Origin of the sequence: Streptomyces sp. NPDC097640, from assembly GCF_040302705.1 — a bacterium.
Taxonomy (GTDB): Bacteria; Actinomycetota; Actinomycetes; order Streptomycetales; family Streptomycetaceae; genus Streptomyces.
Genome location: NZ_JBEOSB010000030.1, coordinates 1 through 26139, shown reverse-complemented (window position 1 = coordinate 26139; position 26139 = coordinate 1). Strand labels below are relative to the sequence as shown.

The window sequence follows — 26139 nt, the reverse complement described above, 5'->3', positions numbered from 1 at the left end:
TCATCGGGTCAGCGCTTGCGCAGCCGCTCGGTCAGCGCCTCCAGCACCAGCGGGGGCACCAGGTGGGAGACGTCGCCGCCCCAGGCCGCCACCTCCTTGACCAGGCTGGAGGAGAGGAAACTGTAGGTGGGGTTGGTGGGTACGAACAGCGTCTCCACGCCGGAGAGGCCGTTGTTCATCTGGGCCATCTGGAGCTCGTAGTCGAAGTCGCTGACCGCCCGCAGCCCCTTAACGATGGCGGGGATCTCGCGTTCCTTGCAGAAGTCCACGAGGAGTCCGTGGAAGCACTCCACCCGGACGTTCCCGTACTCGGCGGTGACCTGGCGGAGCAGGTCCATCCGCTCGTCCACGGTGAACAGCCCCTGTTTGGACTTGTTGATCATCACGGCGACGTAGACGACGTCGTACAGCTTGGACGCACGGGCGATGATGTCGAGGTGCCCATTGGTGACGGGGTCGAAGGACCCCGGACAGACTGCGCGGCGCACTGGTGGTTCCTCGCTCTCGGGTCCGGTCATGACGCGTTGTCGCACGTCGAGGCGGCGCGACCGTACCAAAGCGTGCCCTCGCCGTATCGACGGGCCCGCAAGCCCTCGAATCCGGCAGGCCACCCGAAATCCCCGCCTCGCGTGCTCCGCTCCACCGTGGCCAGCGCATCGGGCGCAAGCCACCCGTTACCGGCGAGTGTGAGCAGAATCTCCCGCAGCTCGTCGTCGGCCACCGCGTACGGCGGGTCCAGGAACACCACGTCGTACGGGCCGGTCGAGGGGACCGGACCGGCGATCGTCTGCTCGGCCCGGCCGGTGCGCAGTTCGGCGCCCGGCAGGTCCAGCGCCCGGATGTTGGCCCGGATGGTGCGGGCGGCGCGCGCGTCGGACTCCACGAGCAGCACATGCTCCGCGCCGCGCGAGAGCGCCTCCAGGCCGACCGCGCCCGAGCCGCCGTACAGATCGAGCACCCTGGCTCCGCGCAGCGAGCCCAGCAGCGACTCCCAGGTGGAGAAGAGGCCTTCGCGCGCCCGGTCCGAGGTGGGGCGGGTGCCGTTTCCCGGCGGCACGGCCAGGCGGCGGCCGCCGGCGGCTCCGGCGATCACGCGGGTCATCGGTGACGCAGTCCTTCGCGGTGGGAGGGGGCAGCGGCGGGCCGTACGAAGCCGCTGCCCCTTCACCATATGGCGTCCGGGGCCCTGGCCCCGCCCAGGCCGGGCACCCGCGACTCGGCCCTTGTCAGCCCTTGTCGAGGTACTCCTCGCGCTCCTCGTCCAGGAACGCGTCCAGCGCCGTGCGCAGCTCGGGGAAGGCGGTCAGTTCGGGGTCGGCCGCGACGATGGCCGCCGCCTCCTCCCGGGCCGCCGCGATGACCTCCTCGTCGTCGATGACCGCGAGCACCCGCAGCGAGGAGCGCGCCCCGGACTGGGCCTGCCCCAGCACATCGCCCTCGCGCCGCTGCTCCAGGTCGATCCGGGACAGCTCGAAGCCGTCCAGCGTGGCCGCGACCGCGCCGAGCCGGGCGCGGGCGGGGCTGCCCTCCGGCATCTCGCTCACCAGCAGGCACAGCCCGGCGGCCGAGCCACGGCCGACCCGGCCGCGCAGCTGGTGCAACTGCGAGACGCCGAAGCGGTCCGCGTCCATGATCACCATGGCGGTGGCGTTGGGGACGTTGACCCCGACCTCGATGACCGTCGTGGCGACCAGGACGTCCACCTCGCCCGCGGCGAAGCGGCGCATCACGTCGTCCTTCGCCTCCGGCTGCATCCGGCCGTGCAGCACCTCCACGCTCAGGTCCCGCAGCGGGCCCTTGGCGAGCTGCTCGGCGATGTCGAGGACCGCGAGCGGCGGCCGCTTCTCGGCCTCGTCCTCGGGAGACGCCGCGGAGGACTTGGCGGACGGCTTGGCCGGCTTGCGCGCAGCGCCCTTGGGCCCGTTCCCCCCATCCCCCTCGTTCCCCTCGTCGCCGATGTCGTCGCCGATCCGCGGGCACACCACATACGCCTGGTGCCCGGCCGCCACCTCCTCGCGCACCCGCTCCCACGCCCGCGCCAGGAAGTGCGGCTTGTCCTTCGCGGGCACCACATGGGAGGCGATCGGGGAGCGCCCGGCCGGCAGCTGGTCCAGAACCGAGGTCTCCAGGTCGCCGAAGACGGTCATGGCGACGGTCCGCGGGATGGGGGTGGCCGTCATCACCAGCAGATGCGGCGGCTGCTTGCCCTTGGAGCGCAGGGCGTCGCGCTGCTCGACGCCGAAGCGGTGCTGCTCGTCGACCACGACCAGGCCCAGATCGTGGAACTGGACCTTGTCCTCGATCAGCGCATGCGTCCCGACCACGATCCCGGCCTCGCCGGTGACCAGGTCCAGCAGCGCCTGGCGGCGGGCCGCGGCGCCCATGGAGCCGGTCAACAGCACGATCTTGGTGCCCTGTTCGGAGCCGCCCAGCATGCCGCCCTCGGCCAGGTCGCCCATCATCTCGGTGATCGAGCGGTGGTGCTGCTGGGCGAGCACCTCGGTGGGCGCGAGCATCGCGGCCTGTCCCCCGCTGTCCACGACGCCCAGCATCGCGCGCAGCGCGACCATCGTCTTGCCCGAGCCGACCTCGCCCTGGAGCAGCCGGTGCATGGGGTGTTCGGTGGCGAGGTCGGCGAAGATCTCCCGGCTGACGCTCCGCTGGCCGTCGGTGAGGGTGAACGGCAGCCGGGCGTCGAAGGCGTCCAGCAGGCCGCCCTCGGCCGGGGCGCGCGGCACCGCGGGCAGTTGGGCGTCGGCGTGCCGCCGCCGGGCGAGGGCGACCTGGAGCACGAAGGCCTCGTCCCACTTCAGGCGGTCCCGGGCCGTGGCGATGTCCGTCTTGGTGCGCGGCCGGTGGATCTTCAGCAGCGCCTCGGGGAGCTCGGCCAGCCCGCGGCCCTGCCGCAGGCTCTCGGGCAGCGGGTCGACCAGGCCTTCCCAGCCGGTGGCCGCCAGGCTGTCGAGCAGCGTCCCGACGGCCTTCTCGATCTTCCAGGACTCCAGCTGGGCGCAGGCGGGATACAGCGGCCGCAACTGGTTGGCCCAGGCCTCCACGGCCTCCGCGCCGTCCTCCTTGCCGAGCATCTCGTACGCGGGGTGGGCGAGCTGGCGCACATTGCGGAAGACGCCGACCTTGCCGGCGAACATGCCCCGGCGGCCGGGGAGCAGCTCCTTCTGCGCCGCGTAGACGCCCCGGCCGAAGAAGACCAGCTGGAGCCGGCCGCTGCCGTCGGTGAGGGTGACCTCGAGGCGCTGTTTGGTGCCGCGGTCGAACTTGTGCACACGGGCTTCGGCGACCTGCGCCACGACCGTCACATGCTCGTCCAGGGGCAGCTCGGACAGCCGGGTCAGCTCGCCGCGCTCGGCGTACCGCCTGGGGTAGTGGTGCAGCAGATCGCCGATCGTGTGCAGGTCGAGGTGGTCGGCCATCACCTTCGCGGTGTTGCCGCCGAGCACCTTCTTCAGGGGTTCATCCAGCGCGGGCACGCAGTCCATTGCACACCACGGCACCGACAAGCGGGGCCACCCCGGCCGATGAGGCGCCTGCTGTGCGGGCTATTCGATGCCTATGATCAGCGGCACATCGGACTGGCCGCCCTGGTAGACCACCGTGTCGACGGCGAAGTGCCCCTCCCGTACGTGGCGCTCCAGATGCTCGGCGAAACCGTCGGGCAGGTCCGCGCCCAGCACCAGCGTGACCAGTTCGCCGCCCGCGGCGAGCATCCGGTCCAGCACGGTCTCGGCGGTGCCCGCGAGGCCGTCGCCGATCACCGCCACATCGCCGTCGATGAGCCCGAGTACGTCCCCCGCCTGGCACACCCCGGCCATGGTCCAGAACTGGCGCTCGGCGACGGCCAGCTCGGCGTAGCGGGTGGCGCCCGCGGCGGAGGTCATGGCCACGACGTCCTCGTCGAAGCTGCGGCCCGGCTCGTGCACGGCGAGCGCGGCGAGGCCCTGGACCGGGGAGCGGGTGGGGATGACCGCCACCCGTACGCCGTCGGCGCGGGCCTGGGCGGCGGCGGCCGCGGCGGTGTGGCGCAGCTCGGTGTCGTTCGGCAGCAGGACGACCTCCTGGGCGCCGGCCCGCCGGACGGCCTCGGTCAGCTCGCCCGCGGCCGGCCGCTCCCCCGGGCGTGCGGCGACCACGGTCGCGCCGACCTCGGCGCACAGCGCGGCCAGGCCCTCGCCGGGGACGACCGCGACCACGGCGCGCGGTGCGCGCTCCGCGCGGGCGCCCTGGGGCTCGGCGGCGCCCGGCCGGTCCGTGCGGGCGGTGTCGGCGGCAGTCCGGGGCCGGGGGTAGGGCTGGTCGGCGTGGGCCCGGCGGGCGGCGGCGGTGTCGAAGTGGGTGATGCGGATGCGGTGCGGGCGGCCCGCCTCGACGCCCGCCTCCACGGCCGCTCCCGCGTCGTCCACATGGACGTGTACGTTCCACAGCCCGTCGCCGCCGACGACCACCAGGGAGTCGCCGAGCGCGTCCAGCCGCTCGCGGAGCCGGGCGACGGCCGGCTCGTCCGCCTCCAGCAGATAGATCACCTCGAAGGCGGGTCCGCCGTCTCCCACCTCGCCGTCGGGCGCGGCCGTGGCCGCGGGCCCGGCAGCCGGGCAGCATCCGGGGGCCGTGACCGGCCCGCCGTCCGGGGCCCGGCCCGAGGTGGCCTCGGCGAGGGCGCCGAGGACCACCACCAGCCCGTAGCCGCCCGCGTCGACGACGCCCGCGCGGGCCAGCACCCCGAGCTGGGCGGGGGTGGCCTCCAGGGCGGTCCTGGCGCCCTCGTACGCCGCGCTGGCCACCGCGGCCGGGTCGCCCTCGGCGCGCCCCGCGGCGTCGGCCGCGGCCCGCGCCACGGTCAGCACGGTGCCCTCCACCGGGTGGGCCACGCCCAGGTACGCCAGCTCGGCCGCGCGCCGCAGGGCCCGGCGCAGGCCGTCCGCCCCACCGTCGTCGCCGCCTCCGGCGCCCCGGCGGCCGTCGCCGTCCGCGAGGACGTCCGCCATGCCGCGCAGCAGCTGCGCCAGGATGGTGCCGGAGTTGCCGCGCGCGCCGATCAGGGCGCCGTGGGCCATGGCGCGCACCGCCTCGGGCAGGCTCGGGCGGGCGGCGGTCCGCTGGGCGGCGGCGTGGCCGTCGAACGCGGCCGCGACGGCCTGGGCGGCGGACTCGACGGTCAGATAGAGATTGGTGCCGGTGTCCGCGTCCGCGACCGGGTAGACGTTGATCGCGTCGATCTCCTCGCGGGCGCGGCCGAGCGCGTCCAGCGCCAGGGCGCACCAGGTGCGTACCGCATCGGCGTCGAGCGTGTGCGGCACGTACGTCCTCCTCGGGAGGGCAGGGGGCGGGACCGTTATCGCAGGGTAGTCGCCACCCCCGGCGCAGGCCCGGGCGACCGTGGTAATTTCGGGGTAGCGGAGCAGGCGTTGTATATTGCTCCGGTTGCCCGATGAAAATCGGGCCATTCCCCTGGCATCACCGCCGATCGTTCACGATCCCAGCGCGCCGGGGCTCACCGTAAGTGTCTGTCTCCTCGCGCCAGCGGGGTTGACCCGTCTTTGGAGTAACCCGTGGCTGCCAACTGCGACGTCTGCGGCAAGGGGCCGGGCTTCGGCAACAACATCTCGCACTCGCACCGCCGCACCCGCCGTCGTTGGAACCCCAACATCCAGACGGTGCGCGCTGTGGTCGGTCGGACCCCGAAGCGGCTCAACGTCTGCACCTCGTGCATCAAGGCCGGCAAGGTTTCGCGCTGAATCTCCCGCGCGGGCGGGGGCGACCCCGTGCGCGTGCCGAGTGCGACCCTTCCGGTTGCCGAGCCGGTCCACCTCGTGGTGGACCGGCTTTTCGCATGCCCTGAGTTCCCGGGCCGGTCCCGGGCTCGCCTCCGGGATCAGCGCCACCGCCAGCCGTGATCCACCGGGCCGATCCCCCGGCCCAGCGGGAATCCGGCCGCGATCGCGCCCGTGACGTACTCCTTGGCCGCCGCGACGGCCTCCGGCACCCCGGCCCCCAGCGCCAGATGCGAGGCGATGGCGGAGGCGAGGGTGCAGCCCGTGCCGTGCGTATGGCGGTTGTCGTACCGGGGCGCGCGCAGCCAGTGCTCCTCGGTGCCGTCGGTCAGCAGGTCGACCGCGTCGCCGTCCAGATGGCCGCCCTTGATCAGCGCCCATCGCGGGCCGAATTCCAGAACCGCGCCCGCGGCCCGCCGCAGATCCCCCTCCCCCGCCACCTTCACGCCCGTGAGCTGGGCGACCTCGTCCAGGTTGGGCGTGGCCACGGTCGCGACCGGCAGCAGCCGGGTCCGGACCGAGCCGAGGGCCTCCGCGGCGAGCAGGGCGTCGCCGTGTTTGGAGACCCCGACCGGGTCGACCACGACCGGGGCGGAGACGTCCGCGAGCAGCCCGGCGACGGTCTCGACGAGCTCGGCGGTGGCCAGCATCCCGGTCTTGACCGCCTGCACCCCGATGTCGTCGACGACGCTGCGGAACTGGGCCCGTACGGCCTCGGCGGGCAGCTCCCACGCGCCGCTCACGCCCAGCGAATTCTGCGCCGTCACGGCCGTGATCACGCTCATACCGTGCACGCCGAGGGCCAGCATCGCCTTCAGGTCGGCCTGAATACCGGCACCGCCGCCGGAGTCGGATCCGGCGACGGTGAGGACGCGGGGCGGGGCCATGGGCCTGGTGGGCGCTGGTGCGGGGGAAGTCGCCATGTCGCCGAATCTACTCGGCGTTCCGATGCGCGCTTCCCGCAGGCGCCTTCCCCTCCGGTGCCTCTCGGCGGCGCTTCCCGTCCGGTGCTTCTAGTCGGCGCTCTTGTCCTTGCCGAAGTGGTCCCAGCCCGCGTGCGGCCAGGGCGCGCCGTCCACGGTCACCTGCGGCAGCGCCGAGGGGTTGAGCACCTCGCCGATCACCTTCCAGCGGGCGGGCAGCTTCGCGTCCGGCGGGAAGGTGGCCACGATCGCGTGGTCCTCGCCCCCGTTGAGCACCCACTGAAGCGGATCGACGCCCACCGCCTGCCCGATGTCGGACATCTGGGAGGGGATGTCGATGTCCCCCGAGCGCAGATCGATCCGGACCTTGCTGGCCTCCGCGATATGCCCGAGGTCGGCGACCAGCCCGTCGCTGACGTCGGTCATGGCGGTCGCGCCGAGCCCGGCGGCCGCGGGCCCCGCGTGGTACGGCGGCTCCGGGCGGCGGTGTGCCTCCACGAAGGCGCGCGGCGAGCGGAAGCCGCGGGAGAGCACCGCGTGTCCGGCCGCCGACCAGCCCAGCCAGCCCGTGACCGCGACCACGTCGCCCGGCTGGGCACCGGATCGGGTGACCGGCTCGTGGTTGCGCAGATCGCCCAGAGCGGTGATGGCCACGGTGATGGTCTCGCCGCGCACCACATCGCCGCCCACCACGGCCGCGCCCGCCACCTGGCACTCGTCGCGGATGCCGTCCATCAGCTCGGCGGGCCAGGTCACCGGGAGTTCGGCGGGCACCACCAGGCCCAGCAGGAGCGCGGTCGGCACCGCGCCCATCGCCGCGATGTCCGCGAGGTTCTGGGCGGCGGCCTTGCGGCCGACGTCATAGGCGGTGGACCAGTCGCGGCGGAAGTGCCGGCCCTCCAGCAGTACGTCCGTACTGGCCACGACCCGCCGGTCCGGCGCGGCCACGACCGCGGCGTCATCGCCGGGCCCAAGCCGTACCGCCGGGGTGGTGGTGAGCCGGGAGGTGAGCTCTCTGATGAGCCCGAACTCCCCCAACTCGCCCACGGTGCCCTTCATCCCATTGCCCCTTCGCACTTGTCGCTCGCTGCCCGCCGCGCCGCGCACGCCGCGCGGGTCTCCCCGCGTCGCTCGGCGACGCGGTACCGTGGCGTCCCTTCTCCCCACATGATCCTCGTAGCCGCCCTGGAGGTTCCGTGGTACAGGCGTACATCCTGATCCAGACCGAGGTCGGCAAGGCGTCGACCGTCGCCGACGTCATCGCCAAGATCCCCGGAGTGATACAGGCCGAGGACGTCACCGGTCCGTATGACGTCATCGTGCGCGCACAAGCGGAGACCGTCGATGAACTCGGCCGCATGGTGGTCGCGAAGGTCCAGCAAGTGGACGGCATCACCCGCACCCTGACCTGCCCGGTCGTCCATCTGTGACTCCCCGTATGCTCGGCCCGTGAATTGCGCACACCGTAGCCCCCGCCGCAGGGCCGTCTCCACGCCCGCCGCCGTGGCGCTGCTCGTGCTGTCGGCGGCCGGTTGCTCTCTCGTCGGAGACACCGACGGTTCACTGTCCCTCTCGGTTCCCAAACCGACGGCGGAGGCGGCCAGGCTCTGCCGGGCGCTGCACAAGGAACTGCCGAAGACCGTGGAGGGGCTGAAGCGGCGCACCCCCGAGCCCGCCTCGGACCTCACCGCCGCCTGGGGCGACCCCGCCATAAAGCTGCGCTGCGGGGTCGCGAAGCCCCTCAAGCTCACACCCGGCACCGAACACTACGACCCGTACGTCAACTCGGCCGAGGTCAACGGCGTGAAGTGGCTGCCGGAGCAGTTGGACGACGGCTACCGCTTCACGACCGTGCTGCGCCGGGCGTATGTGGAGGTGACGGTGCCCGGGAAGTACGCGCCGGAGGTCAACCCGCTGGTCGATCTGGCGAGCGCCGTCGAGAAGAGCGTGCCCGAGGGCGTGGTCTGAGAGGCCCCGTACGCACCGGCCTCCCGTACGCACCGGCCCCGGGCGCGCCGCCCGGGGCCATGGCGTCGTCGTCGCCTAGCGCAGCCCCGTCGGGCGGCGCAGCGCGGCCTGGATGAGCCGGTCCACCAGTTCGGGGTAGCTCACGCCGCTCTCCTGCCACATCCGCGGGTACATCGAGATGGGCGTGAAGCCGGGCATGGTGTTGATCTCGTTGATCACGAATTCGCCGTTGTCCTGGAGGAAGAAGTCCGCGCGGACCAGGCCCTCGCAGGACGTCGCCTCGAACGCCCGCACCGCGAGCTCCTGCACCCGCTCGGTCTGCTCCGCGGTGAGCGGCGCGGGCACCACGCCGTCCGCCGAGTCGATGTACTTGGCCTCGAAGTCGTAGAAGTCGTGGGCGGAGACCGGCGGGATCTCGGCGGGCACGCTGGCCCGCGGGCCGTCCTCGAACTCCAGCACACCGCACTCGATCTCGCGGCCGCGCAGCAGCGCCTCGACGACGATCTTCGGGTCGTGGCGCCGCGCCTCCTCGATCGCCTCCTCCAGGCCGGAGATGTCGTCGACCTTGGAGATGCCGATGGAGGAACCCGCGCGCGCGGGCTTCACGAAGACCGGCCAGCCGTGCTCACCGGCGAAATCGACGATCTTCTTGCGCGCGGCGGCGGGGTCCTGCTCCCACTCGCGGGGGCGGATCACCTCGTACGGGCCGACCGGCAGCCCGAAGGAGACGAACACCCGCTTCATGTACTCCTTGTCCATGCCGACGGCGGAGGCGAGCACTCCGGCGCCCACATAGGGCACGCCGGACAGCTCGAGCAGCCCCTGAAGGGTGCCGTCCTCGCCATAGGGGCCGTGCAGCATGGGAAAGACCACGTCGACCTCGCCGAGCGCCTTGGGCACCGCGCCCGGCTCGGCGTAGACCACCTCGCGGTTGCCCTGCTCGACCGGGAGCAGGACCGAGCCCTCCTCGGACTCGGCGAGGCCCTCGACGCTGGGCAGCACCCGGTCCGCGATGGCCATCCGGTCGGGCTCGTCGACGGTCAGCGCCCAACGCCCGTCGCCCGTGATCCCGATCGGCAGCACGTCGTACTTCTCGCGGTCGATGGCGCGCAGCACCGCGCCGGCGGTGACCACCGAGATGGTGTGCTCGGAGCTGCGACCGCCGAACACGACGGCGACGCGCAGCTTCCGCGGCTCCCCTCCGGAAGGGGGCGGGACAGGGCTGGGGGCGGGGCTCTGGCTGCTCATAACGCGTTGAGATTACCTTGCGGTCCGGGCGTGGTCAGTGCCGCTCGGGCTTCGCGCTGCGCGACATCAGCTCTTTCAGCGCCACCAGCGGCGGTTTGCCGTCGTGGACGACGCTCACCACGGTCTCGGTGATCGGCATGTCGACGTCGTGCCGCCGGGCGAGATCGAGCACGGACTCGCACGACTTGACGCCCTCGGCGGTCTGCTTGGTGACCGCGATGGTCTCCTCCAGCGTCATGCCCCGGCCGAGGTTGGTGCCGAAGGTGTGGTTCCGGGACAGCGGCGAGGAGCAGGTGGCGACCAGGTCGCCCATGCCCGCCAGGCCCGCGAAGGTGTGCGCGTCGGCGCCCATGGCGAGCCCCAGCCGGGTCGTTTCCGCCAGTCCCCGGGTGATCAGCGACGCCTTGGCGTTGTCGCCGAGCCCCATTCCGTCGGCGATGCCCACGGCGAGCGCGATGACGTTCTTGACCGCTCCGCCGAGCTCGCAGCCGACCACGTCGGTGTTGGTGTACGGGCGGAAGTACGGGGTGTGGCAGGCGGCCTGGAGGCGGCGCGCCACGGCCTCGTCGCGGCAGGCGACCACCGAGGCGGCGGGCTGGCGGGCGGCGATCTCCTTGGCCAGGTTGGGCCCGGTGAGCACGGCGACCCGCTCCGCGGGCGCCTCGGCGACCTCCCCGATCACCTCGCTCATCCGCTTGGCGGTGCCCAGTTCCACGCCCTTCATCAGGGAGACGAGCACGGTGTCGGCCGGCAGCAGCGGCGCCCACTCGGCGAGGTTGCCGCGCAGCGTCTGGGAGGGCACGGCGAGCACGGTGAACTCGGCGCCCCGGGCCGCCTCCGCCGGGTCGGTGGTGGCCCGCACCGACCGCGGCAGCTCGGTCCCCGGCAGATAGTCGGGGTTGGCGCGGGTGGTGTTGATGGCCTCCACGGGGCCGGGCCTGCGGCCCCACAGCGTCACCTCACAGCCCGCGTCGGCGAGCACCATCGCGAAGGCGGTGCCCCAGGAGCCGGTGCCGTAGACGGCGCAGCGCGTCACTTGCTCTCCTCTTCGGCCGCGGGGGGTTCCCCGGCGGCGCGGGACTTACCGGCCCGGTAGTCGTAGCGCTCGGTGGGCGCGGGCTCCCCGCGCACCTCGGAGAGGAGTTCGGCGACCGCCGCCATGATGTCGTCGGTGGCCGCCCGCAGCACCTCGGCGGTGGGCTCCTTGCCGTAGTACGCGGACAGGTCCACGGGCGCGCCCGCGTGCACCGTCAGCGTCTTGCGGGGGAAGAACCGGGGCCGCTTGGCGTACGGCGGCAGCGCCTGGTTGGCGCCCCACTGCGCGACGGGGATCACGGGCGCCTTGGTGAGCAGCGCGACGCGCGCCGCGCCGGTCTTGCCGCGCATGGGCCACAGCCCGGGGTCGCGGGTGAGGGTGCCCTCGGGGTAGAAGGCCACGCACTCGCCCCTGTTGACCGCGTCCACGGCGGCCCGGAAGGCGTTGGCCGCGTCGGTGGACTCCCGGTAGACGGGGATCTGCGCGGTCCCGCGCAGGAAGGCGCCCACAAAGCCGCCCTTGAAGACACCGGCCTTGATCAGGAAGCGCGGCATGCGCCCGGTGTTGTACTGGAAGTGGGCGTACGAGAAGGGATCGAGATGTGAGTTGTGGTTGATCGCGGTGATAAATCCGCCGTCGACGGGAATGTGTTCCATTCCGCGCCAGTCCCGCTTGAAGAGGACCACGAGCGGCGGTTTCACCAGGACCGCCGCCAAGCGGTACCAGAAGCCGATTCTGCGGCCGGACACTCGGAACATCCTCCTCTTGGACCCTGCTGACCTGCTGGCTTTGCTGCCCGTCCGGGCAGCCGCACAAGTGTCGCCCCAGACACCCGGTCTGTCGAGCACACCGTAACCCCGCACGTCCCCGGCGGCTCCGACAGCAGGCGAGAATGAGGCCCGTGGGAAGCGATGGAGTCCATGGGGCGTGGACGCTGGTGGTGCCGCTGAAGCCCTTGTCCCGGGCCAAGAGCAGGCTCGCCGACGCCGCGGGGGACGCTCTGCGGCCGGGGCTCGCCCTGGCGTTCGCGCAGGACACGGTGGCCGCCGCCCTGGCGTGCCGGGCGGTGCGCGGGGTGACGGTCGTCACGGACGACCCGCTCGCGGCGCGGGAGCTGTCGGCCCTCGGCGCCCGGATCCTCCCGGACCCGCCGGGCGGCGGTCTGAACGCGGCGCTCGCGCAGGGCGCCCTGGCCGTGCGGCAGCAGCTCCCCACGGCCGCCGTGGCGGCCCTGAACGCCGATCTCCCGGCCTTGCGGCCGGAGGAGCTCGAGCAGGTGCTCGAGGCCGCCTCCGCCTTTCCACGGGCCTTTCTGGCGGATGCGGCGGGGGTGGGCACGACGCTGCTCGCGGCGGCGCCTGGGGTGGAGCTGTCCCCCGCGTTCGGCGGGCCCTCCCGGGCCCGGCACCGGGCGTCGGGGGCGCGGGAGATACGGCTGCGGGGGGTCGACTCGGTGCGGCGCGACGTGGATACGGGCGCGGACCTGCGGGCCGCGCTGGCGCTCGGGGTGGGCCCGCACACCGCGCGCCACCCCGTCCCGGGCCCCGCGTAGCCCGCGGGGCGGCTGCCCATGACCGGGGCTCCGCCCCGGACCCCGGTCCTCAATCGCCGGACGGGCTTGATCCGCCTGGAAAACCCCGCCGCTACGCTGGCGGTATGCAGGCGACCGCGTACACCTACGACTCCGAGACCCGCTCCGGCAGCGTGCTGCTGGACGACGGGACCCCGTTGCCCTTCGACGCGGCGGCCTTCGACGCCGGAGGGCTGCGGCTGCTGCGCCCCGGACAGCGGGTGCGGATCGAGGTGGAGGGCGAGAGCGAGGCGCGCCGCGTCGTCCTGGTGACCCTGCACACCTTCTGACGCTCCGGCCTCCCGAACGCACCGCGGGCCGGGCTCCTCCTGGGAGCCCGGCCCGGCGCGTGACGCCGCCCTGCGTGCCGCCGACCGGCGGATCAGCGCTTCCGGGCGGTGGTGGCCTTCTTGGCCGTGGTCTTGCGCGCGGTGGCCTTGCGCGCCGGGGCCTTCTTCGCCGCCGCCTTCTTCGCCGTGGCCGCCTTCTTGACCGCGGTCTTCTTCGCCGCGGCCTTCGCCGGCGCCTTCTTCGCCGCCGCCGCCTTCGCGGGGGCCTTCTTGGCGGCGACCTTCTTCGCGGCGGGCGCGGCCTTCTTCGCCGCGGCCTTCTTGGCCGCCGCCTTCTTCGCCGCGACCTGGAGGCTGCCCTTGGGGGCCTTCTTCACGGCCACCTCGCCGCCCCGCGGGAGCTTCTTCGAGCCGCTCACCAGGTCCTTGAATCCCTGGCCCGCACGGAAGCGGGGCACCGAGGTCTTCTTGACCCGGACGCGCTCCCCGGTCTGCGGGTTGCGGGCGTAACGAGCCGGACGCTCGACCTTCTCGAACGAGCCGAATCCGGTGACCGAAACTCGCTCCCCGGAGACGACCGCACGGACCATCGCGTCCAGTACCGCGTCCACCGCATCCGCCGCCTGCTGACGGCCGCCGAGCTTGTCGGCAATCGCTTCTACGAGCTGCGCCTTGTTCACGTCTTCCCCTTCGGAGACATTGCCAGAACGAATGTGTTCAAGCTTTTTCGCACGTTAGGCAGATATATACCGCAAATCAAACACGAAACGGGCTAATCACCCTTGTGCCGCAACGCACTCGGATGTCATGGATGTCCGTCGGAGTCAGGATCTTGGGGGAAACGTCCCTCGTCGAGGTCGTTCATCAACCGCTCGAGACGCCGCGCTGCGTCCGCGAGATCGTGTTTCGCCGCCGCCGTGATGACCAGCAGCTTCCGGGACAGCGCCATCCGTACGCCCTCCGGGACTTGCAGTGAGCGCACCCTTGTGTGCGCTTCCTTGAGCCGGTCCGCGACAAGCCCGTAGAGCTCGAGTTGGCCGTCGCGTTCCATGCACTGATTGTGCCATCTGAGGCGAGTTGTCGCTTCAGGGGGCCTCAACATGCCGATGCGCCGCCGGTCCGGGGACCGGCGACGCATCGTGTCAAACATGCTCTGTCCAGGGAAGACCCAGGGGGCTCAGACCTCAACCGTGCTCGGCTTGAAGGCCGGCCGCCGGGCCTCGTACGCGGCGATCTCGGCCTCCTGCCGGAGGGTGAGACTGATGTCGTCCAGCCCCTCCAGGAGTCGCCATCGGGCGTTCTCGTCAAGCTCAAAATCAGCCGTGATTCCCTCGGCTCGAACCTGGCGGTCGACCAGGTCCACGGTGACCTCGGCCGACGGGTCGGCCTCGACCAGCTTCCACAGCCGGTCCACGGTCTCCTGCGGCAGCACCACCGTCAGGAGGCCGTTCTTGAGGGAGTTGCCACGGAAGATGTCGGCGAAGCGCGAGGAGATGACGGCCTTGAAGCCGTAGTTCTGAAGCGCCCACACCGCGTGCTCACGCGAGGAGCCGGTGCCGAAGTCGGGGCCGGCGACCAGCACGGTCGCGCCCTTGTGCTCGGGCCGGTTGAGCACGAAGTCCGCGTCCTTGCGCCAGGCCTCGAAGAGCCCGTCCTCGAAACCGTCGCGGGTGACCTTCTTGAGCCAGTGCGCGGGGATGATCTGGTCGGTGTCGACGTTGCCGCGGCGCAGCGGGACGGCCCGGCCGGTGTGCGTGGTGAATGCTTCCATGACTGCTCAGGCCCCCACGGGAACGGTTGCGTCGGCGTCGGACAGATCGGCGGGCGAGGCCAGATGGCCGAGGACCGCGGTGGCGGCGGCCACCTGCGGCGAGACCAGGTGGGTGCGGCCACCCTTGCCCTGCCGGCCCTCGAAGTTGCGGTTGGAGGTGGACGCCGACCGCTCGCCGGGCGCCAGCTGGTCGGGGTTCATGCCCAGACACATCGAGCAGCCCGCGTGCCGCCACTCGGCGCCGGCCGCGGTGAACACCTTGTCCAACCCCTCCTCCACGGCCTGGAGGGCGACCCGCACGGAGCCGGGGACGACCAGCATCCGCACCCCGTCGGCCACGGCACGGCCGGACAGAACGGAGGCGGCGGAGCGCAGGTCCTCGATGCGGCCGTTGGTGCAGGAACCGACGAAGACGGTGTCGACCTTGATGTCCCGCAGCGCCTGACCGGCCGTCAGGCCCATGTACTCCAGGGCCTTCTCGGCGGCCAGCTTCTCGCTGGCGTCCTCGTAGGAGGCGGGGTCGGGGACGCGGGCCGACAGCGGCGCGCCCTGGCCCGGGTTGGTGCCCCAGGTGACGAACGGAGCGAGCTCGGCGGCGTCGATGACCACCTCGCGGTCGAAGACCGCGTCGTCGTCGGTGCGCAGCGTGCGCCAGTACTCCACGGCGGCGTCCCAGTCGGCGCCCTGGGGGGCGTGGGCGCGGCCCTGGAGATACGCGAAGGTGGTCTCGTCCGGGGCGATCATGCCCGCCCGGGCGCCGGCCTCGATGGACATGTTGCAGACGGTCATCCGGGATTCCATCGAGAGCTTCTCGATGGCGGAGCCCCGGTACTCGAGGACATAGCCCTGGCCGCCGCCGGTGCCGATCTTCGCGATGATCGCCAGGATCAGGTCCTTGGCCGTGACCTCCTCGGGCAGCTCGCCCTCGACCGTGATCGCCATGGTCTTGAAGGGCGCGAGCGGCAGCGTCTGGGTGGCCAGCACATGCTCGACCTGGCTGGTGCCGATGCCGAACGCGAGCGCGCCGAAGGCGCCATGGGTGGAGGTGTGGCTGTCGCCGCAGACCACGGTGGTGCCCGGCTGGGTCAGTCCCAGCTGGGGGCCCACCACGTGGACAACGCCCTGCTCGACGTCGCCGAGCGGGTGCAGCCGTACGCCGAACTCCGCGCAGTTCTTGCGCAGCGTCTCCAACTGGACCCGGGAGACCGGGTCGGCGATCGGCTTGTCGATGTCCAGGGTGGGGGTGTTGTGGTCCTCGGTCGCGATGGTGAGGTCGGTGCGACGGACCTGGCGGCCGGCCTTGCGGAGGCCGTCGAAGGCCTGCGGGCTGGTCACCTCGTGGAGCAGGTGCAGATCGATGAAGAGGAGGTCGGGCTCGCCTTCGGCGCGCCGGACGACATGGTCGTCCCAGACCTTCTCCGCGAGTGTCCGTCCCATCGCTTTCCCTCCGGCCGGCAGCATCGCCGGCCCTGCTCGTGTGGCTGCGCACCCTGGTCTATGGGCCCGCCATTACAGAGTGGCGCGTCGCCTCGTAAATTGAACTTGCGTTTCACAGTGTGAGACGCGAATATCGTTTCATGGACAACTCTAGTGGCGTCGGCGTTCTCGACAAGGCGGCTCTGGTACTGAGCGCTCTGGAGTCCGGTCCGGCCACCCTCGCCGGGCTGGTCGGGGCGACCGGTCTCGCGCGCCCCACGGCGCACCGGCTCGCGGTAGCGCTCGAGCACCACCGGATGGTGGCGCGTGACATGCAGGGACGCTTCATCCTCGGCCCGCGGCTGGCCGAGCTGGCCGCGTCGGCGGGCGAGGACCGCCTGCTCGCCACGGCGGGCCCGGTCCTCACGCACCTGCGGGACGTGACCGGGGAGAGCGCGCAGCTGTATCGGCGCCAGGGCGACATGCGCATCTGCGTGGCGGCGGCGGAGCGGCTGTCCGGACTGCGGGACACCGTGCCGGTGGGCTCGACGCTGCCCATGAAGGCCGGCTCCGCGGCCCAGATCCTGATGGCCTGGGAGGAGCCGGAGCGGCTGCACCGCGGGCTCCAGGGGGCCCGTTTCACGGCGACCGCGCTGTCGGGCGTACGGCGGCGCGGCTGGGCCCAGTCGATCGGCGAGCGGGAGCCCGGCGTGGCCTCGGTCTCCGCGCCCGTACGGGGCCCGTCCAACCGCGTGGTCGCGGCGGTCTCGGTGTCCGGGCCGATCGAGCGGCTGACCCGGCACCCGGGCCGGATGCACGCCCAGGCGGTCATCGACGCGGCCGCGCGCCTGACGGACGCCCTCCGCCGGGGTGCCTAGGCGCTCTTCAGACTCAACCGGTCGGCCGCGCGGTCGCCGCGGCGGCCGACCGGGATGACGCCGGTGGCCTTGGCCAGGCCGAACTCCGGCATGTTGATGTAGACGGCCTCGTGCGCACCGGCCGGGACGACGAAGGTCTCGTGCCAGAAGCCGACCTTGCCCCGGCCCTCCCGCATCCGCCGGTTGAACGCCGCCCAGGCCGGCCGGTGCGCCTTGTCCTGGTCTGCCGCGTACGCCAGCAGCTTCTCGTGCGACTCCCAGTACTGGACGACGTAGACCAGCCGCGGCGGGCCGAACAGCAGCTGGTATCCCAGCATGCCGCTGTCCTTGTCCCGCGACAGCTCGCGCAGCATCCGCGGCATCGCCCGGAACACCGGCCACCAGCTGCGCAGCACCCGGAAGCGGTTGATCCGCATGCCGATCATGAAGACGGTCACCCCGCCCTCGGCATCGGCGGTCATGCGCCCGGCTATCGGCTTGGCACCCATGGCGATCCCCTCATCCCTCACAACGCGGTAATCTCGGATAGCGGCACTATCCAATGATTGGATAGTGCCACTCTCCAACCAGGAAGGCAAGTGGATGCGTCTCAAGGAGCTGAGCGAGCGCAGCGGGGTGCCCACCGCGACGATCAAGTACTACCTGCGCGAACGGCTGCTGCCGCCCGGCGAGCGCGTCAGCGCCACCCAGGCCGAGTACGGCGAGGAGCATCTGCGCAGACTGCGGCTGGTGCGGGCGCTGATCCAGGTGGGCCGGGTGCCGGTGGCCACGGCCCGGGAGGTGCTGGAGACCGCCGAGGACGAGTCACTGCCCCAGAACACCCGCATGGGGGCCGCGGTCTGGGCGCTGCCTCACGGCCCCGAGCCGGCCGAGGACGACCCCGAGACGGCGGACGCCCGGCAGCAGGTCGACACCCTGCTGGAGCGGCTCGGCTGGACGTACGGCCAGGAGCTCGGCGACACCTCCCCCGCGTACGGGATGCTGGTGGCGGCCATCGCCTCGCTGGCCCGTCTCGGCTATCCGCACGAGACCGACCATCTGCTGCTGCATGCCCGCCTGGCTGCCGAACTGGCCGTCGCGGACCTGGATCTGGTCGAGAAGTACGGCGGCTCCCCCACGGAGCGGATCGAGGCGGTCGTCGCGCTGACGGTGCTGTACGAACCCGTACTGCTGGCCCTGCGGCGGCTCGCGGAAACCGAGGAATCCGGCCGCCGTTTCACCGATTCCTGACACGAAAAAGCCCTCCGTGAAAAACACGGAGGGCTTTCGCAATAAAGTACCCCCGACCGGATTCGAACCGGCGCTACCGCCTTGAGAGGGCGGCGTGCTAGGCCGCTACACAACGGGGGCTTGAGTACTGCGCTGGGCTACCAGGACTCGAACCTAGACTAAATGAACCAGAATCACTCGTGCTGCCAATTACACCATAGCCCATGGTATAGACCAGTACCCCCGACCGGATTCGAACCGGCGCTACCGCCTTGAGAGGGCGGCGTGCTAGGCCGCTACACAACGGGGGCCCTAGCGATCTCCGTCTCCGTAAAGAAGAGATCCGTACCCCCGACCGGATTCGAACCGGCGCTACTGCCTTGAGAGGGCAGCGTGCTAGGCCGCTACACAACGGGGGCTTGGTCCTGCTGATCAAGAGACTTACGGAAGTACCGAAAAGATCCCTTGCTGGGGTACCAGGACTCGAACCTAGACTAAGTGAACCAGAATCACTCGTGCTGCCAATTACACCATACCCCACCAAAACTCCACCCTTTGAGGGGTGTTGTCTGGTTTTGCGCCCCGGTCCGACCTCTCGGCCCGCCCGGGCGGCGCAGGAAGAACATTACCCGATGGTGGACGGGCCACCAAAACGAGTATCGACGCGTCGCGGACGCCGAAGGCGGCCACCGGAGCCCGGCGACCGCCCTCGTACGCGCGTGAGCTGCCGCCCTACGCCGTCAGCTTCGCCAGCGCGGCGTCGACCCGGGCCAGGGTGCGCTCGCGGCCCAGGACCTCCAGGGACTCGAACAGCGGCAGGCCGACCGTGCGACCGGTGACGGCGACCCGCACCGGCGCCTGGGCCTTGCCCAGCTTGAGGCCGTGCTCCTCGCCGGCCGCCAGGACCGCCGCCTTCAGGGTCTCGGCGTTCCAGTCGGCCTCGGCGAGTCGGGCGCGGACCGAGGCGAGCAGCGCGTCGGCGCCCGGCTTCATCGCCTTCGTCCAGGACGCCTCGTCCGCCACCGGCTCGTCGAGGAAGAGGAAGTCCACGTTCGCGGTGATGTCGGACAGCACCGTCAGCCGGGTCTGGGCCAGCGGGGCCAGCGTCTCGAAGGCCTCCGTGTCGAAGGCCTCCGGGGCCCAGGGCGCGTGCGGCGCCTTCAGCCAGGGCTCGCAGGCCTCGATGAACGCCTTCACATCCAGCCGCCGGATGTGGTCGGCGTTGATCGCCTCGGCCTTCTTGAGGTCGAAGCGCGCCGGGTTGGCGTTCACATCGTCGATGTCGAACGCGGCGACCATCTCGTCCAGCGAGAAGACGTCCCGGTCGGCCGCCAGCGACCAGCCCAGCAGGGAGAGGTAGTTGAGCAGACCCCCGGGGAGGAAGCCGCGCTCCCGGTAGAGGTTCAGCGAGGCCTGCGGGTCGCGCTTGGAGAGCTTCTTGTTGCCCTCGCCCATCACATACGGCAGATGACCGAAGGCGGGCACGGTGCCGCTTCCGACGCCGATCTCGGCGAGGGCGCGGTAGAGCGCGATCTGGCGCGGGGTGGAGGACAGCAGGTCCTCGCCGCGCAGCACATGCGTGATCTCCATCAGCGCGTCGTCCACCGGGTTGACGAGCGTATAGAGGGGGGCGCCGTTGGCCCGCACGATGCCGTAGTCCGTCACGTTCTCCGGCGCGAAGGTGAGCTCGCCGCGCACCAGGTCGGTGAAGGTGATCGGCTCGTCCGGCATCCGGAAGCGCACGATGGACGAGCGCCCCTCGGCCTCGAACGCGGCGCGCTGCTCGGCGGTCAGGGTGCGGCACTTGCCGTCGTAGCCGGAGGGCCGGCCGGCCGCTCGGGCCGCCTCGCGGCGCTCCTCCAGTTCCTCGGCGGTGCAGTAGCAGCGGTAGGCGTGACCGCTCTCCAGCAGCTGGTCCGCCACCTCGCGATAGCGGTCCATCCGCTGCGACTGGCGGTACGGGGCGTGCGGGCCGCCGACCTCGGGGCCCTCGTCCCAGTCGAGGCCCAGCCAGCGCATCGCGTCCAGCAGCTGCTGGTAGGACTCCTCGGAGTCGCGGGCGGCGTCGGTGTCCTCGATACGGAGGACCAGGGTGCCGCCGTGGTGACGGGCGAACGCCCAGTTGAACAGGGCGGTACGGACCAGGCCGACATGGGGGTTGCCGGTCGGCGAGGGACAGAAACGTACCCGCACGGGAGCGGAGGGGGTTGCGCTAGCCACGCTTGATCACCTTGTTGGTGAGAGTGCCGATGCCTTCGATGGTGACGGCGACCTCGTCGCCGACGCTGAGCGGTCCGACGCCCGCCGGGGTGCCGGTGAGGACGACGTCGCCGGGGAGCAGCGTCATCGCCTCGGTGATGTGCACGATCAGATCCTCGATCGGACGCACCATCTCACTCGTGCGGCCCAGCTGGCGCTGTTGGCCGTTGACGGTGCAGCCGATGCCCAGGCCCGCGCCGATGTCGGCGAGGTCGATGCCGGTCTCCACCCAGGGGCCCAGCGGGCAGGAGGTGTCGAAGCCCTTGGCCCGCGCCCACTGCTTCTCGCGCTTCTGGACATCGCGCGCGGTGACGTCGTTGGCGCAGGTGTAGCCGAGGATCACGTCCTTGACGCGCTCCCGGGGCACCTCCTTGCACATCCGGCCGATGACCACGGCCAGCTCGGCCTCGTGGTGCACGTCCTCGGAGAAGGAGGGGTAGACGATGGGGTCGCCGGGGCCGATCACGGAGGTGGACGGCTTGAAGAAGGCGACCGGGACGTCGGGGACCTCGTTACCCAGCTCGGCGGCGTGCTCGGCGTAGTTGCGGCCGATCGCCACGATCTTGTTGGGCAGGACGGGCGGCAGCAGCCGGACCTCGCTCAGCGGGACCGTCCGGCCCGAGCGCTCGAATTCGGCGAAGGGGTGGCCCTTGATGATGTCGATCACGGGACCGTCCTGGGCGGACGGTCCGTCCTCGACCACGCCGAAGGCGACGCTGCCGTCGATGGAGAACCTGGCGATGCGCACGGGAAGCTGCTGCCTCTTCACTGGACTGGCTGGAGACTGACGCTCCAGGCTATCGCTCCGTGTCCCGCGCATCCCCGCCCATTTCTCCCGGGGCGGGCGACAGGCTCAGCTGTTGGGGGCCTCGGTCAGGATGGTGCGCTTGGGGTTCGCGGTCTGCGTCGGGAGGTCGACGGAGTGCTCCTCGGCCGCGTGCTTCAGCTCGCCGGCGTCCTTCAGGTGCGCCAGGGTGGTGCGCCGCGGGTTGGCTATGGTGCGGACCATCATCGTCGTCTTCACGTGAGTCATGCCTCGTGTTGTTGTCGTTTTGACCGGCTGTGTAAAGCGTCAGGCTAGAGGCCCCTTTGCCCACCGATCCGGGAAAGAAGTCACGATCGGCTTGTGAGTTTCCTCACCAGCGACCGGGCAAATGCCGCATTGACGACACCTCCCACAACTCCCCGAACCGGACATTGCCACCCGGAATGCGACGTTCCGATCTTGATCATCGCCACCCGGACACGAGCACTTTGCGGGCAACTCGCAGAAAAAAGTCCGTTATCGGCAAGATGGCTTTCTACATCCGGTGATAAATCCCGTACTGAGCGTCACACCCGTCACAGCATTTTCACTTGCCCTTGTTGCAGCATCCGGCACTGTGCTGGAATTCCCGGGACCGCCGCGGACACAGCCGGCGCGCAGGGGGCACAAGGAGAGGGAGACGCCGAGCGGCGGTGGCTCCTCTTCTCGAGCGGAAGGAAGCGCGCCGGTCACTCACGACCGCCAGGGGGGCCTGACCGTCCCCCGTGACTCGACACCGTTTCACCGCACCGCCGGTGAAGCGCCTGGTCCAGAGGTTGCGACACTAGTGCAGGGACGTTTCAAGAGGGAAGGTAAGGGGTCTCCCCCAGCCCACCAGGGCCGAGGGGAAGCTTCGGCGGACCCGGAGCCGCGCGGAGGGACCGACCGCGGCTCCTCGCCCCAGCGCGCCCAAGTCACCGGACGAGCCCCGGCCGACCACCAGAGGCCGGATTCCGGTGCGCAGACCGGCACCTCCGCCGGGGCCGCGCCGACCGACCAACCCAAGCCGAAGGCCCCCAGCGGACCGGGCACCCGGCTCGCCCTGCGCAACTGGCGCATCAGTACCCGGCTGGTCTCGCTGCTGGCGCTGCCCGTGGTCGCCGCGACCACCCTCGGCGCGCTGCGTATCAACAGCTCGCTGGACAACATCGAGCAGCTCGACCGGATGAAGCTGCTCACCGAGATGACGCAGCAGGCCACCCAGCTGGCGAGCGCGCTCCAGGAGGAGCGCGACAAGTCGGCCGCGCCACTGGCCGGCAAGGCCAGCGCCAAGGACGACCGCATCGTCGCCACCCGCGAGAAGACCGACCGCGAGGTGGCGGCGTTCAACCGGGCCACCCAGGACCTCGATCCGGGCGACAAGGCGCTGGCCGGCGTGCAGTCCACGCTCGTGGACATCAGCAAGCAGCTCGGCAAGATCAGCCAGATCCGCGACGGCGCCTACCAGGACGATCAGTACTACTCGCTGACCGCCCAGGACTACAACGAACTGATCGACTCACTGCTGCTGCTGTCCCAGGACATGGCCCAGGCCACCAGCAACAGCGACATGATCAACAGTACCCGTGCGCTGGCCACCTTCTCCTCCGCCAAGGAGTACGCCTCGATCCAGCGCGCACTCATCAGCGCCGCGCTGGCCGACCCCAAGGGCGCCGAGTTCTCCGCCAACGACCGCCGCTTCGCCAGAACCGCGGTGGACAAGGAGGAGGAGGCGCTGCGGCGGTTCAACCAGATCCGCGAAGGCAACTCCGAGGACCTGCTGGAGCCGCTGGACAGCCGCGCGGACATCAAGGCGGCGACGCTGTACGCCGACCGCGCGGTGCGCGACCCCAACGGGCTCCAGGCCGAGAAGCGCACCGCCATCGACTGGTACGACCAGGACTCCATCAAGATCGATGAGATGGCCCGGATCGAGCAGACGCTGCTCGGTGAGATGAAGCAGAAGGCCCGCGATCTACGCGCGGAAGCCCAGCAGGACGCGATCCTCAACGGCGCCCTGATCCTGCTGGTCCTCGGCGTCACGCTGGTCGGCGCGTTCGTCGTCGCCCGGTCCATGGTCCGCTCGCTGCGCCGGCTCCAGGACACCGCCCAGGACGTCGCCCAGAAGCGGCTGCCGGAGCTGGTCAAGCAGCTGTCCGAGTCCGACCCGCAGGACGTGGACACCTCCGTCGAGTCGGTCGGTGTGCACAGCCGGGACGAGATCGGCAAGGTGGCCGCGGCCTTCGACGACGTGCACCGCGAGGCCGTCCGGCTGGCCGCCGAGCAGGCGCTGCTGCGGGGCAACGTCAACGCGATGTTCACCAACCTCTCGCGCCGCAGCCAGGGCCTCATCCAGCGCCAGCTCTCGCTCATCTCCGAGCTGGAGAGCCGCGAGGCCGACCCGGACCAGCTGTCCTCGCTCTTCAAGCTCGACCACCTCGCGACCCGTATGCGCCGTAACGGCGAGAACCTGCTGGTCCTCGCGGGCGAGGAGCCCGGCCGCCGGTGGACCCGGCCGGTTCCGCTGGTCGACGTGTTGCGCGCGGCGGCGTCCGAGGTGGAGCAGTACGAGCGCATCGAGCTCAGCTCCGTCCCCATGAACGAGGTGGCCGGCCGGGTCGTCAACGACCTGGTGCACCTGCTCGCCGAGCTGCTGGAGAACGCGACCTCGTTCTCCTCGCCGCAGACCAAGGTCAAGGTCACCGGTCACGCGCTGCCCGACGGCCGGGTGCTGGTCGAGATCCACGACACCGGCATCGGGCTCTCGCCCGAGGACCTGGCGGCGATCAACGAGCGGCTGGCCAGCCCGCCCACGGTCGATGTGTCGGTCTCCCGGCGCATGGGCCTGTTCGTGGTCGGCCGGCTGTCGCTGCGCCACGGGATCCGGATCCAGCTGCGGCCGTCCGACTCGGGCGGCACCACGGCGCTGGTCATGCTGCCGGTGGATGTCGCCCAGGGCGGCCGCAAGCCGGGCGCTCCGGCGCCGGGCAACGCGGGCCAGGGTGGCCCGGGCGGCCCCGGTGGCCCCGTAGGTCCCGGCGGCCCTGGTGGTCCCGGCGGTCCCGGCGCCCCTGGCGGCGGCTCGGCCGGAATGCTGGGCTCCCTGCCGTCGCGGCGGCAGGTTCCCGGCTCCGGCACGCGGGCCGCGCTGCCCGGCAGCGGGGGCGGGGGGCTGCCCACCCGCCCTGTCGGCGCGGGCGCGGGCGCGCCCCCCTCGGGCGGCGCCCCCACCGGCCAGAACCTCTTCGAGGGCGGCAGCAACCGGCCCCCGGCCCAGCGGAACGCCCCGGCGGGCCCGCCCGGGGACTTCGCCGGCCGTCCCCCGCTCCCTCAGCGCGGCGACGCGCGCCAGGACGGGTTCGGCGGCGGACGCGGCGAAGGCCCGACCGTGGCCCCGCCGACCGGCGCCCCGATGCGCGCGGACTCCCCCGGCGACCAGGGCGGCCGTCCGCAGCTGCCCTCGCGTGGCGCGGCGCCCGAACTCCCCGGCCCGCAGCAGCCCGGCACCAGCTGGGGCGCGCGCCGGTCGGGCGAGGACGACTGGCCCACCACGCGCGAGGCGATGGACGCGCCGCGCGGGCACGAGGAGAACGACACCACCGGCCCGTTCGCCCGGCCCCAGCTGGGCGAGAGCCCGAGCATGTTCGAGCCGCGGCGCGCCCCGGGTGACACGGGCGAGTTCCCGCAGCCCCGGTTCGGCCAGCCGGCAGGCCAGGGTGGTCGCGGACCCGGCGACACGGGCGAGTTCCCCCAGCCCCGGTTCGGCGAGCCCGCCGGACAGGGCGGCCGCGGACCTGGCGACACCGGCCAGTTCGCCCGGCCCGACCTCGGTCGGGGCCCCGGCGACACCGGCGAGTTCCCCCAGCCCCGGTTCAACGAGCCCGCAGGGCAGGGTGGCCGCGGACCCGGCGACACCGGCGAATACGCCATGCCGGGCCGGATGGACGGCCGCGGCCCGGGCGACACGGGCGAGTTCCCCCAGCCCCGGTTCAACGAACCGGCAGGGCAGGGAGGCCGCGGCCCGGGCGACACCGGTGAGTTCCCCCAGCCCCGGTTCAACGAGCCCTCCGGACAGGGCGGCCGCGGACCCGGTGACACCGGCCAGTTCGCCCGACCCGACCTGGGCGCCCCTCGGCCGGGGGCCGACACCGGCTCGTACCGCCAGGGCGGTCCGGGCGTCGGGCGCGGCCAGAACTCCGGCACCGGGGAGTTCCCGCTCCCGCAGCGGCCGGGCGGCCGCGGCGCCGAGACGCCCGGCTCGCTTCCGCCCGCGGGGCCGGGCGACGGCCGGACGCCGATCTTCGACACCATCGAGTCGGACTGGTTCCGCTCGCAGGACGGCGGCTCCCTCGGCCGTGGCCAGCGGCTCGCCCCCGAGCCGCCGGAGTCCGGCCGCCCCGCGTCCGCCGTGCCCCCCGCCCCGCGGCGGGACAGCGGCGACGGCCAGGGGATCGGCGCCGGATCCGGCGCCGGCACCACGGCGAACGGCGCCGGGACCAACGCGAACGGCTTCGGCCCCGGGGCGAACGGCAGCAGCGCGGCGTCCAACTGGCGTACGTCGCCGAACGACGAGCGCTGGCGCCGCGCCGAGCAGCTCCGCGAGGGGCCCGCGGCGGGCGGTATCACGTCGTCCGGCTTGCCACGCCGCGTACCGCGCGCGAATCTCGTGGAAGGCGCCGCACAGCCACAGCAGCAATCCGGTCCGATCGGACCGCAGGTTTCGCGCGCGCCCGATGACGTGCGCGGGAGGCTGACCAACCTCCGCCGGGGGATCCAGCAGGGCCGCCAGGCCGGAACCGGTCCGGACGGCAATCACGATCGCGGCGTAGGCCCGACTTACCAGCAGGAGCGTTAGTTGAGCCCGATGAGCCAGGCGGCGCAGAATCTGAACTGGTTGATCACGAACTTCGTGGACAACACCCCCGGGGTGTCGCACACGGTGGTGGTCTCCGCCGACGGACTCCTTCTGGCGATGTCCGAAGGCTTCCCCCGTGACCGAGC

25 protein-coding genes, 5 tRNA genes and 1 pseudogene are annotated in these 26139 nt (G+C 71.9%); 9 read left to right on the top strand and 22 right to left on the bottom strand.

The features are described from left to right. Positions 1-8 precede the first annotated feature (8 nt). The 4 genes from coaD to ABTY62_RS36675 form a co-directional block, all read right to left on the bottom strand. Entirely contained in the window at positions 9-518 is a 510-nt protein-coding gene (coaD, locus tag ABTY62_RS36690) for a pantetheine-phosphate adenylyltransferase (protein ID WP_311727820.1), read from the bottom strand. Then, positions 515-1102 (bottom strand): 16S rRNA (guanine(966)-N(2))-methyltransferase RsmD, encoded by a 588-nt coding sequence (gene rsmD, locus ABTY62_RS36685; protein WP_311727821.1) that lies wholly within the window; start codon positions 1100-1102, stop codon positions 515-517. Before rsmD ends, coaD begins: the two co-directional genes overlap by 4 nt. 124 nt (positions 1103-1226) lie before the next feature. Then, on the bottom strand, positions 1227-3497 hold the full coding sequence (recG, locus tag ABTY62_RS36680) for an ATP-dependent DNA helicase RecG (protein WP_352133734.1): 2271 nt from the start codon (positions 3495-3497) through the stop codon (positions 1227-1229). Positions 3498-3557: 60 nt separating this feature from the next. Further along, complete coding sequence (locus ABTY62_RS36675; protein WP_352133733.1) at positions 3558-5312, bottom strand: DAK2 domain-containing protein; 1755 nt, start codon at positions 5310-5312, stop codon at positions 3558-3560. Between the two features lie 252 nt (positions 5313-5564). Here ABTY62_RS36675 and rpmB point away from each other — a divergent pair. Beyond that, positions 5565-5675, top strand: a pseudogene (gene rpmB / locus ABTY62_RS47605) (50S ribosomal protein L28); the annotation flags it as partial. Between the two features lie 212 nt (positions 5676-5887). On the opposite strand, the gene thiD reads toward rpmB, so the two are convergent. Beyond that, complete coding sequence (thiD, locus tag ABTY62_RS36665) at positions 5888-6709, bottom strand: bifunctional hydroxymethylpyrimidine kinase/phosphomethylpyrimidine kinase (protein ID WP_352133732.1); 822 nt, start codon at positions 6707-6709, stop codon at positions 5888-5890. 90 nt (positions 6710-6799) lie between these two features. Further along, positions 6800-7768: a thiamine-phosphate kinase gene (locus ABTY62_RS36660; protein ID WP_352133731.1), complete on the bottom strand. Its 969-nt coding sequence runs from the start codon at positions 7766-7768 to the stop codon at positions 6800-6802. A 137-nt stretch (positions 7769-7905) separates the two neighbouring features. On the opposite strand from ABTY62_RS36660, the gene ABTY62_RS36655 reads away from it, so the two are divergent. Beyond that, the gene (locus ABTY62_RS36655) at positions 7906-8139 is read left to right on the top strand and encodes an Lrp/AsnC family transcriptional regulator (RefSeq protein ID WP_014176096.1); all 234 of its coding nucleotides are present in this window, start codon (positions 7906-7908) and stop codon (positions 8137-8139) included. Positions 8140-8158: 19 nt separating this feature from the next. After that, the gene (locus tag ABTY62_RS36650) at positions 8159-8677 is read left to right on the top strand and encodes a DUF3515 domain-containing protein (RefSeq protein WP_352133730.1); all 519 of its coding nucleotides are present in this window, start codon (positions 8159-8161) and stop codon (positions 8675-8677) included. 75 nt (positions 8678-8752) lie between these two features. On the opposite strand, the gene ABTY62_RS36645 is transcribed toward ABTY62_RS36650, so the two are convergent. The 3 genes from ABTY62_RS36645 to ABTY62_RS36635 are packed head-to-tail and all read right to left on the bottom strand — an operon-like array spanning position 8753 to position 11710. Next, entirely contained in the window at positions 8753-9925 is a 1173-nt protein-coding gene (locus ABTY62_RS36645) for a D-alanine--D-alanine ligase family protein (RefSeq protein WP_352133729.1), read from the bottom strand. A 34-nt stretch (positions 9926-9959) separates the two neighbouring features. Beyond that, on the bottom strand, positions 9960-10961 hold the full coding sequence (locus ABTY62_RS36640; protein WP_385350162.1) for an NAD(P)H-dependent glycerol-3-phosphate dehydrogenase: 1002 nt from the start codon (positions 10959-10961) through the stop codon (positions 9960-9962). Further along, entirely contained in the window at positions 10958-11710 is a 753-nt protein-coding gene (locus ABTY62_RS36635; RefSeq protein WP_352133728.1) for a lysophospholipid acyltransferase family protein, read from the bottom strand. The genes ABTY62_RS36640 and ABTY62_RS36635 overlap by 4 nt, the downstream gene beginning before the upstream one ends. 143 nt (positions 11711-11853) lie before the next feature. On the opposite strand from ABTY62_RS36635, the gene cofC reads away from it, so the two are divergent. Continuing rightward, the gene (cofC, locus tag ABTY62_RS36630) at positions 11854-12513 is read left to right on the top strand and encodes a 2-phospho-L-lactate guanylyltransferase (RefSeq protein WP_502997590.1); all 660 of its coding nucleotides are present in this window, start codon (positions 11854-11856) and stop codon (positions 12511-12513) included. 104 nt (positions 12514-12617) lie between these two features. Further along, entirely contained in the window at positions 12618-12821 is a 204-nt protein-coding gene (locus tag ABTY62_RS36625; protein ID WP_311727830.1) for a hypothetical protein, read from the top strand. A 92-nt stretch (positions 12822-12913) separates the two neighbouring features. Here ABTY62_RS36625 and ABTY62_RS36620 read toward each other — a convergent pair whose 3' ends face one another. The 4 genes from ABTY62_RS36620 to leuC form a co-directional block, all read right to left on the bottom strand. Then, a complete protein-coding gene (locus ABTY62_RS36620) occupies positions 12914-13501 on the bottom strand; it encodes an HU family DNA-binding protein (protein ID WP_352133726.1) in 588 nt (195 codons plus the stop codon). Positions 13502-13626: 125 nt separating this feature from the next. Further along, positions 13627-13872, bottom strand: a complete 246-nt coding sequence (locus ABTY62_RS36615; RefSeq protein WP_311727832.1) for an SCO5555 family protein — start codon at positions 13870-13872, stop codon at positions 13627-13629. Positions 13873-13998: 126 nt separating this feature from the next. Beyond that, positions 13999-14592, bottom strand: a complete 594-nt coding sequence (gene leuD / locus ABTY62_RS36610) for a 3-isopropylmalate dehydratase small subunit (RefSeq protein WP_352133725.1) — start codon at positions 14590-14592, stop codon at positions 13999-14001. Between the two features lie 6 nt (positions 14593-14598). Continuing rightward, positions 14599-16029 (bottom strand): 3-isopropylmalate dehydratase large subunit, encoded by a 1431-nt coding sequence (leuC, locus tag ABTY62_RS36605; RefSeq protein ID WP_311727834.1) that lies wholly within the window; start codon positions 16027-16029, stop codon positions 14599-14601. Between the two features lie 140 nt (positions 16030-16169). Between leuC and ndgR the strand changes: the two genes are divergently transcribed. Then, entirely contained in the window at positions 16170-16886 is a 717-nt protein-coding gene (ndgR, locus tag ABTY62_RS36600) for an IclR family transcriptional regulator NdgR (RefSeq protein WP_089510951.1), read from the top strand. Here ndgR and ABTY62_RS36595 read toward each other — a convergent pair. Further along, positions 16883-17374, bottom strand: coding sequence for a DUF4188 domain-containing protein (locus ABTY62_RS36595; RefSeq protein WP_352133724.1), 492 nt, complete (start codon positions 17372-17374; stop codon positions 16883-16885). The genes ndgR and ABTY62_RS36595 overlap by 4 nt on opposite strands. A 94-nt stretch (positions 17375-17468) precedes the next feature. Here ABTY62_RS36595 and ABTY62_RS36590 point away from each other — a divergent pair, with 94 nt between their 5' ends. Then, positions 17469-18116, top strand: a complete 648-nt coding sequence (locus tag ABTY62_RS36590; RefSeq protein WP_352133805.1) for a MerR family transcriptional regulator — start codon at positions 17469-17471, stop codon at positions 18114-18116. Positions 18117-18163: 47 nt separating this feature from the next. Here ABTY62_RS36590 and ABTY62_RS36585 read toward each other — a convergent pair. From ABTY62_RS36585 to ABTY62_RS36550, 8 genes are all read right to left on the bottom strand, one after another. Continuing rightward, positions 18164-18236: transfer RNA gene (locus ABTY62_RS36585), tRNA-Glu, on the bottom strand. Between the two features lie 12 nt (positions 18237-18248). Continuing rightward, a tRNA-Gln gene (locus tag ABTY62_RS36580) sits at positions 18249-18320 on the bottom strand. Positions 18321-18333: 13 nt separating this feature from the next. Next, positions 18334-18406, bottom strand: a tRNA-Glu gene (locus tag ABTY62_RS36575). 35 nt (positions 18407-18441) lie between these two features. Continuing rightward, positions 18442-18514, bottom strand: a tRNA-Glu gene (locus ABTY62_RS36570). A 49-nt stretch (positions 18515-18563) separates the two neighbouring features. Further along, a tRNA-Gln gene (locus ABTY62_RS36565) sits at positions 18564-18635 on the bottom strand. A 192-nt stretch (positions 18636-18827) separates the two neighbouring features. Next, entirely contained in the window at positions 18828-20315 is a 1488-nt protein-coding gene (gene gltX / locus ABTY62_RS36560; protein ID WP_352133723.1) for a glutamate--tRNA ligase, read from the bottom strand. Next, the gene (locus ABTY62_RS36555) at positions 20308-21102 is read right to left on the bottom strand and encodes a fumarylacetoacetate hydrolase family protein (protein ID WP_352133722.1); all 795 of its coding nucleotides are present in this window, start codon (positions 21100-21102) and stop codon (positions 20308-20310) included. Before ABTY62_RS36555 ends, gltX begins: the two co-directional genes overlap by 8 nt. Positions 21103-21207: 105 nt before the next feature. Then, a complete protein-coding gene (locus ABTY62_RS36550; RefSeq protein ID WP_352133810.1) occupies positions 21208-21387 on the bottom strand; it encodes a hypothetical protein in 180 nt (59 codons plus the stop codon). Positions 21388-21946: 559 nt separating this feature from the next. Here ABTY62_RS36550 and ABTY62_RS36545 point away from each other — a divergent pair. Together ABTY62_RS36545 and ABTY62_RS36540 are read left to right on the top strand one after the other, a co-directional pair. Continuing rightward, positions 21947-25993 (top strand): sensor histidine kinase, encoded by a 4047-nt coding sequence (locus ABTY62_RS36545; protein WP_352133721.1) that lies wholly within the window; start codon positions 21947-21949, stop codon positions 25991-25993. Positions 25994-26002: 9 nt separating this feature from the next. After that, positions 26003-26139, top strand: a 137-nt coding sequence (locus ABTY62_RS36540; RefSeq protein ID WP_210606506.1) for a roadblock/LC7 domain-containing protein, incomplete at its 3' end; no start/stop codon positions are given.

What these genes read in the sequence shown, in the direction of transcription:
- coaD (WP_311727820.1), bottom strand. Translation starts at nt 518, where the DNA reads ATGACCGGACCCGAGAGCGAGGAACCACCAGTGCGCCGCGCAGTCTGT.
- rsmD (WP_311727821.1), bottom strand. Translation starts at nt 1,102, where the DNA reads ATGACCCGCGTGATCGCCGGAGCCGCCGGCGGCCGCCGCCTGGCCGTG.
- recG (WP_352133734.1), bottom strand. Translation starts at nt 3,497, where the DNA reads ATGGACTGCGTGCCCGCGCTGGATGAACCCCTGAAGAAGGTGCTCGGC.
- thiD (WP_352133732.1), bottom strand. Translation starts at nt 6,709, where the DNA reads ATGGCGACTTCCCCCGCACCAGCGCCCACCAGGCCCATGGCCCCGCCC.
- ABTY62_RS36660 (WP_352133731.1), bottom strand. Translation starts at nt 7,768, where the DNA reads ATGAAGGGCACCGTGGGCGAGTTGGGGGAGTTCGGGCTCATCAGAGAG.
- ABTY62_RS36645 (WP_352133729.1), bottom strand. Translation starts at nt 9,925, where the DNA reads ATGAGCAGCCAGAGCCCCGCCCCCAGCCCTGTCCCGCCCCCTTCCGGA.
- cofC (WP_502997590.1), top strand. Translation starts at nt 11,854, where the DNA reads ATGAGGCCCGTGGGAAGCGATGGAGTCCATGGGGCGTGGACGCTGGTG.
- ABTY62_RS36625 (WP_311727830.1), top strand. Translation starts at nt 12,618, where the DNA reads ATGCAGGCGACCGCGTACACCTACGACTCCGAGACCCGCTCCGGCAGC.
- ABTY62_RS36615 (WP_311727832.1), bottom strand. Translation starts at nt 13,872, where the DNA reads ATGGAACGCGACGGCCAACTCGAGCTCTACGGGCTTGTCGCGGACCGG.
- leuD (WP_352133725.1), bottom strand. Translation starts at nt 14,592, where the DNA reads ATGGAAGCATTCACCACGCACACCGGCCGGGCCGTCCCGCTGCGCCGC.
- leuC (WP_311727834.1), bottom strand. Translation starts at nt 16,029, where the DNA reads ATGGGACGGACACTCGCGGAGAAGGTCTGGGACGACCATGTCGTCCGG.
- ndgR (WP_089510951.1), top strand. Translation starts at nt 16,170, where the DNA reads ATGGACAACTCTAGTGGCGTCGGCGTTCTCGACAAGGCGGCTCTGGTA.
- ABTY62_RS36595 (WP_352133724.1), bottom strand. Translation starts at nt 17,374, where the DNA reads ATGGGTGCCAAGCCGATAGCCGGGCGCATGACCGCCGATGCCGAGGGC.
- ABTY62_RS36590 (WP_352133805.1), top strand. Translation starts at nt 17,469, where the DNA reads ATGCGTCTCAAGGAGCTGAGCGAGCGCAGCGGGGTGCCCACCGCGACG.
- ABTY62_RS36550 (WP_352133810.1), bottom strand. Translation starts at nt 21,387, where the DNA reads ATGACTCACGTGAAGACGACGATGATGGTCCGCACCATAGCCAACCCG.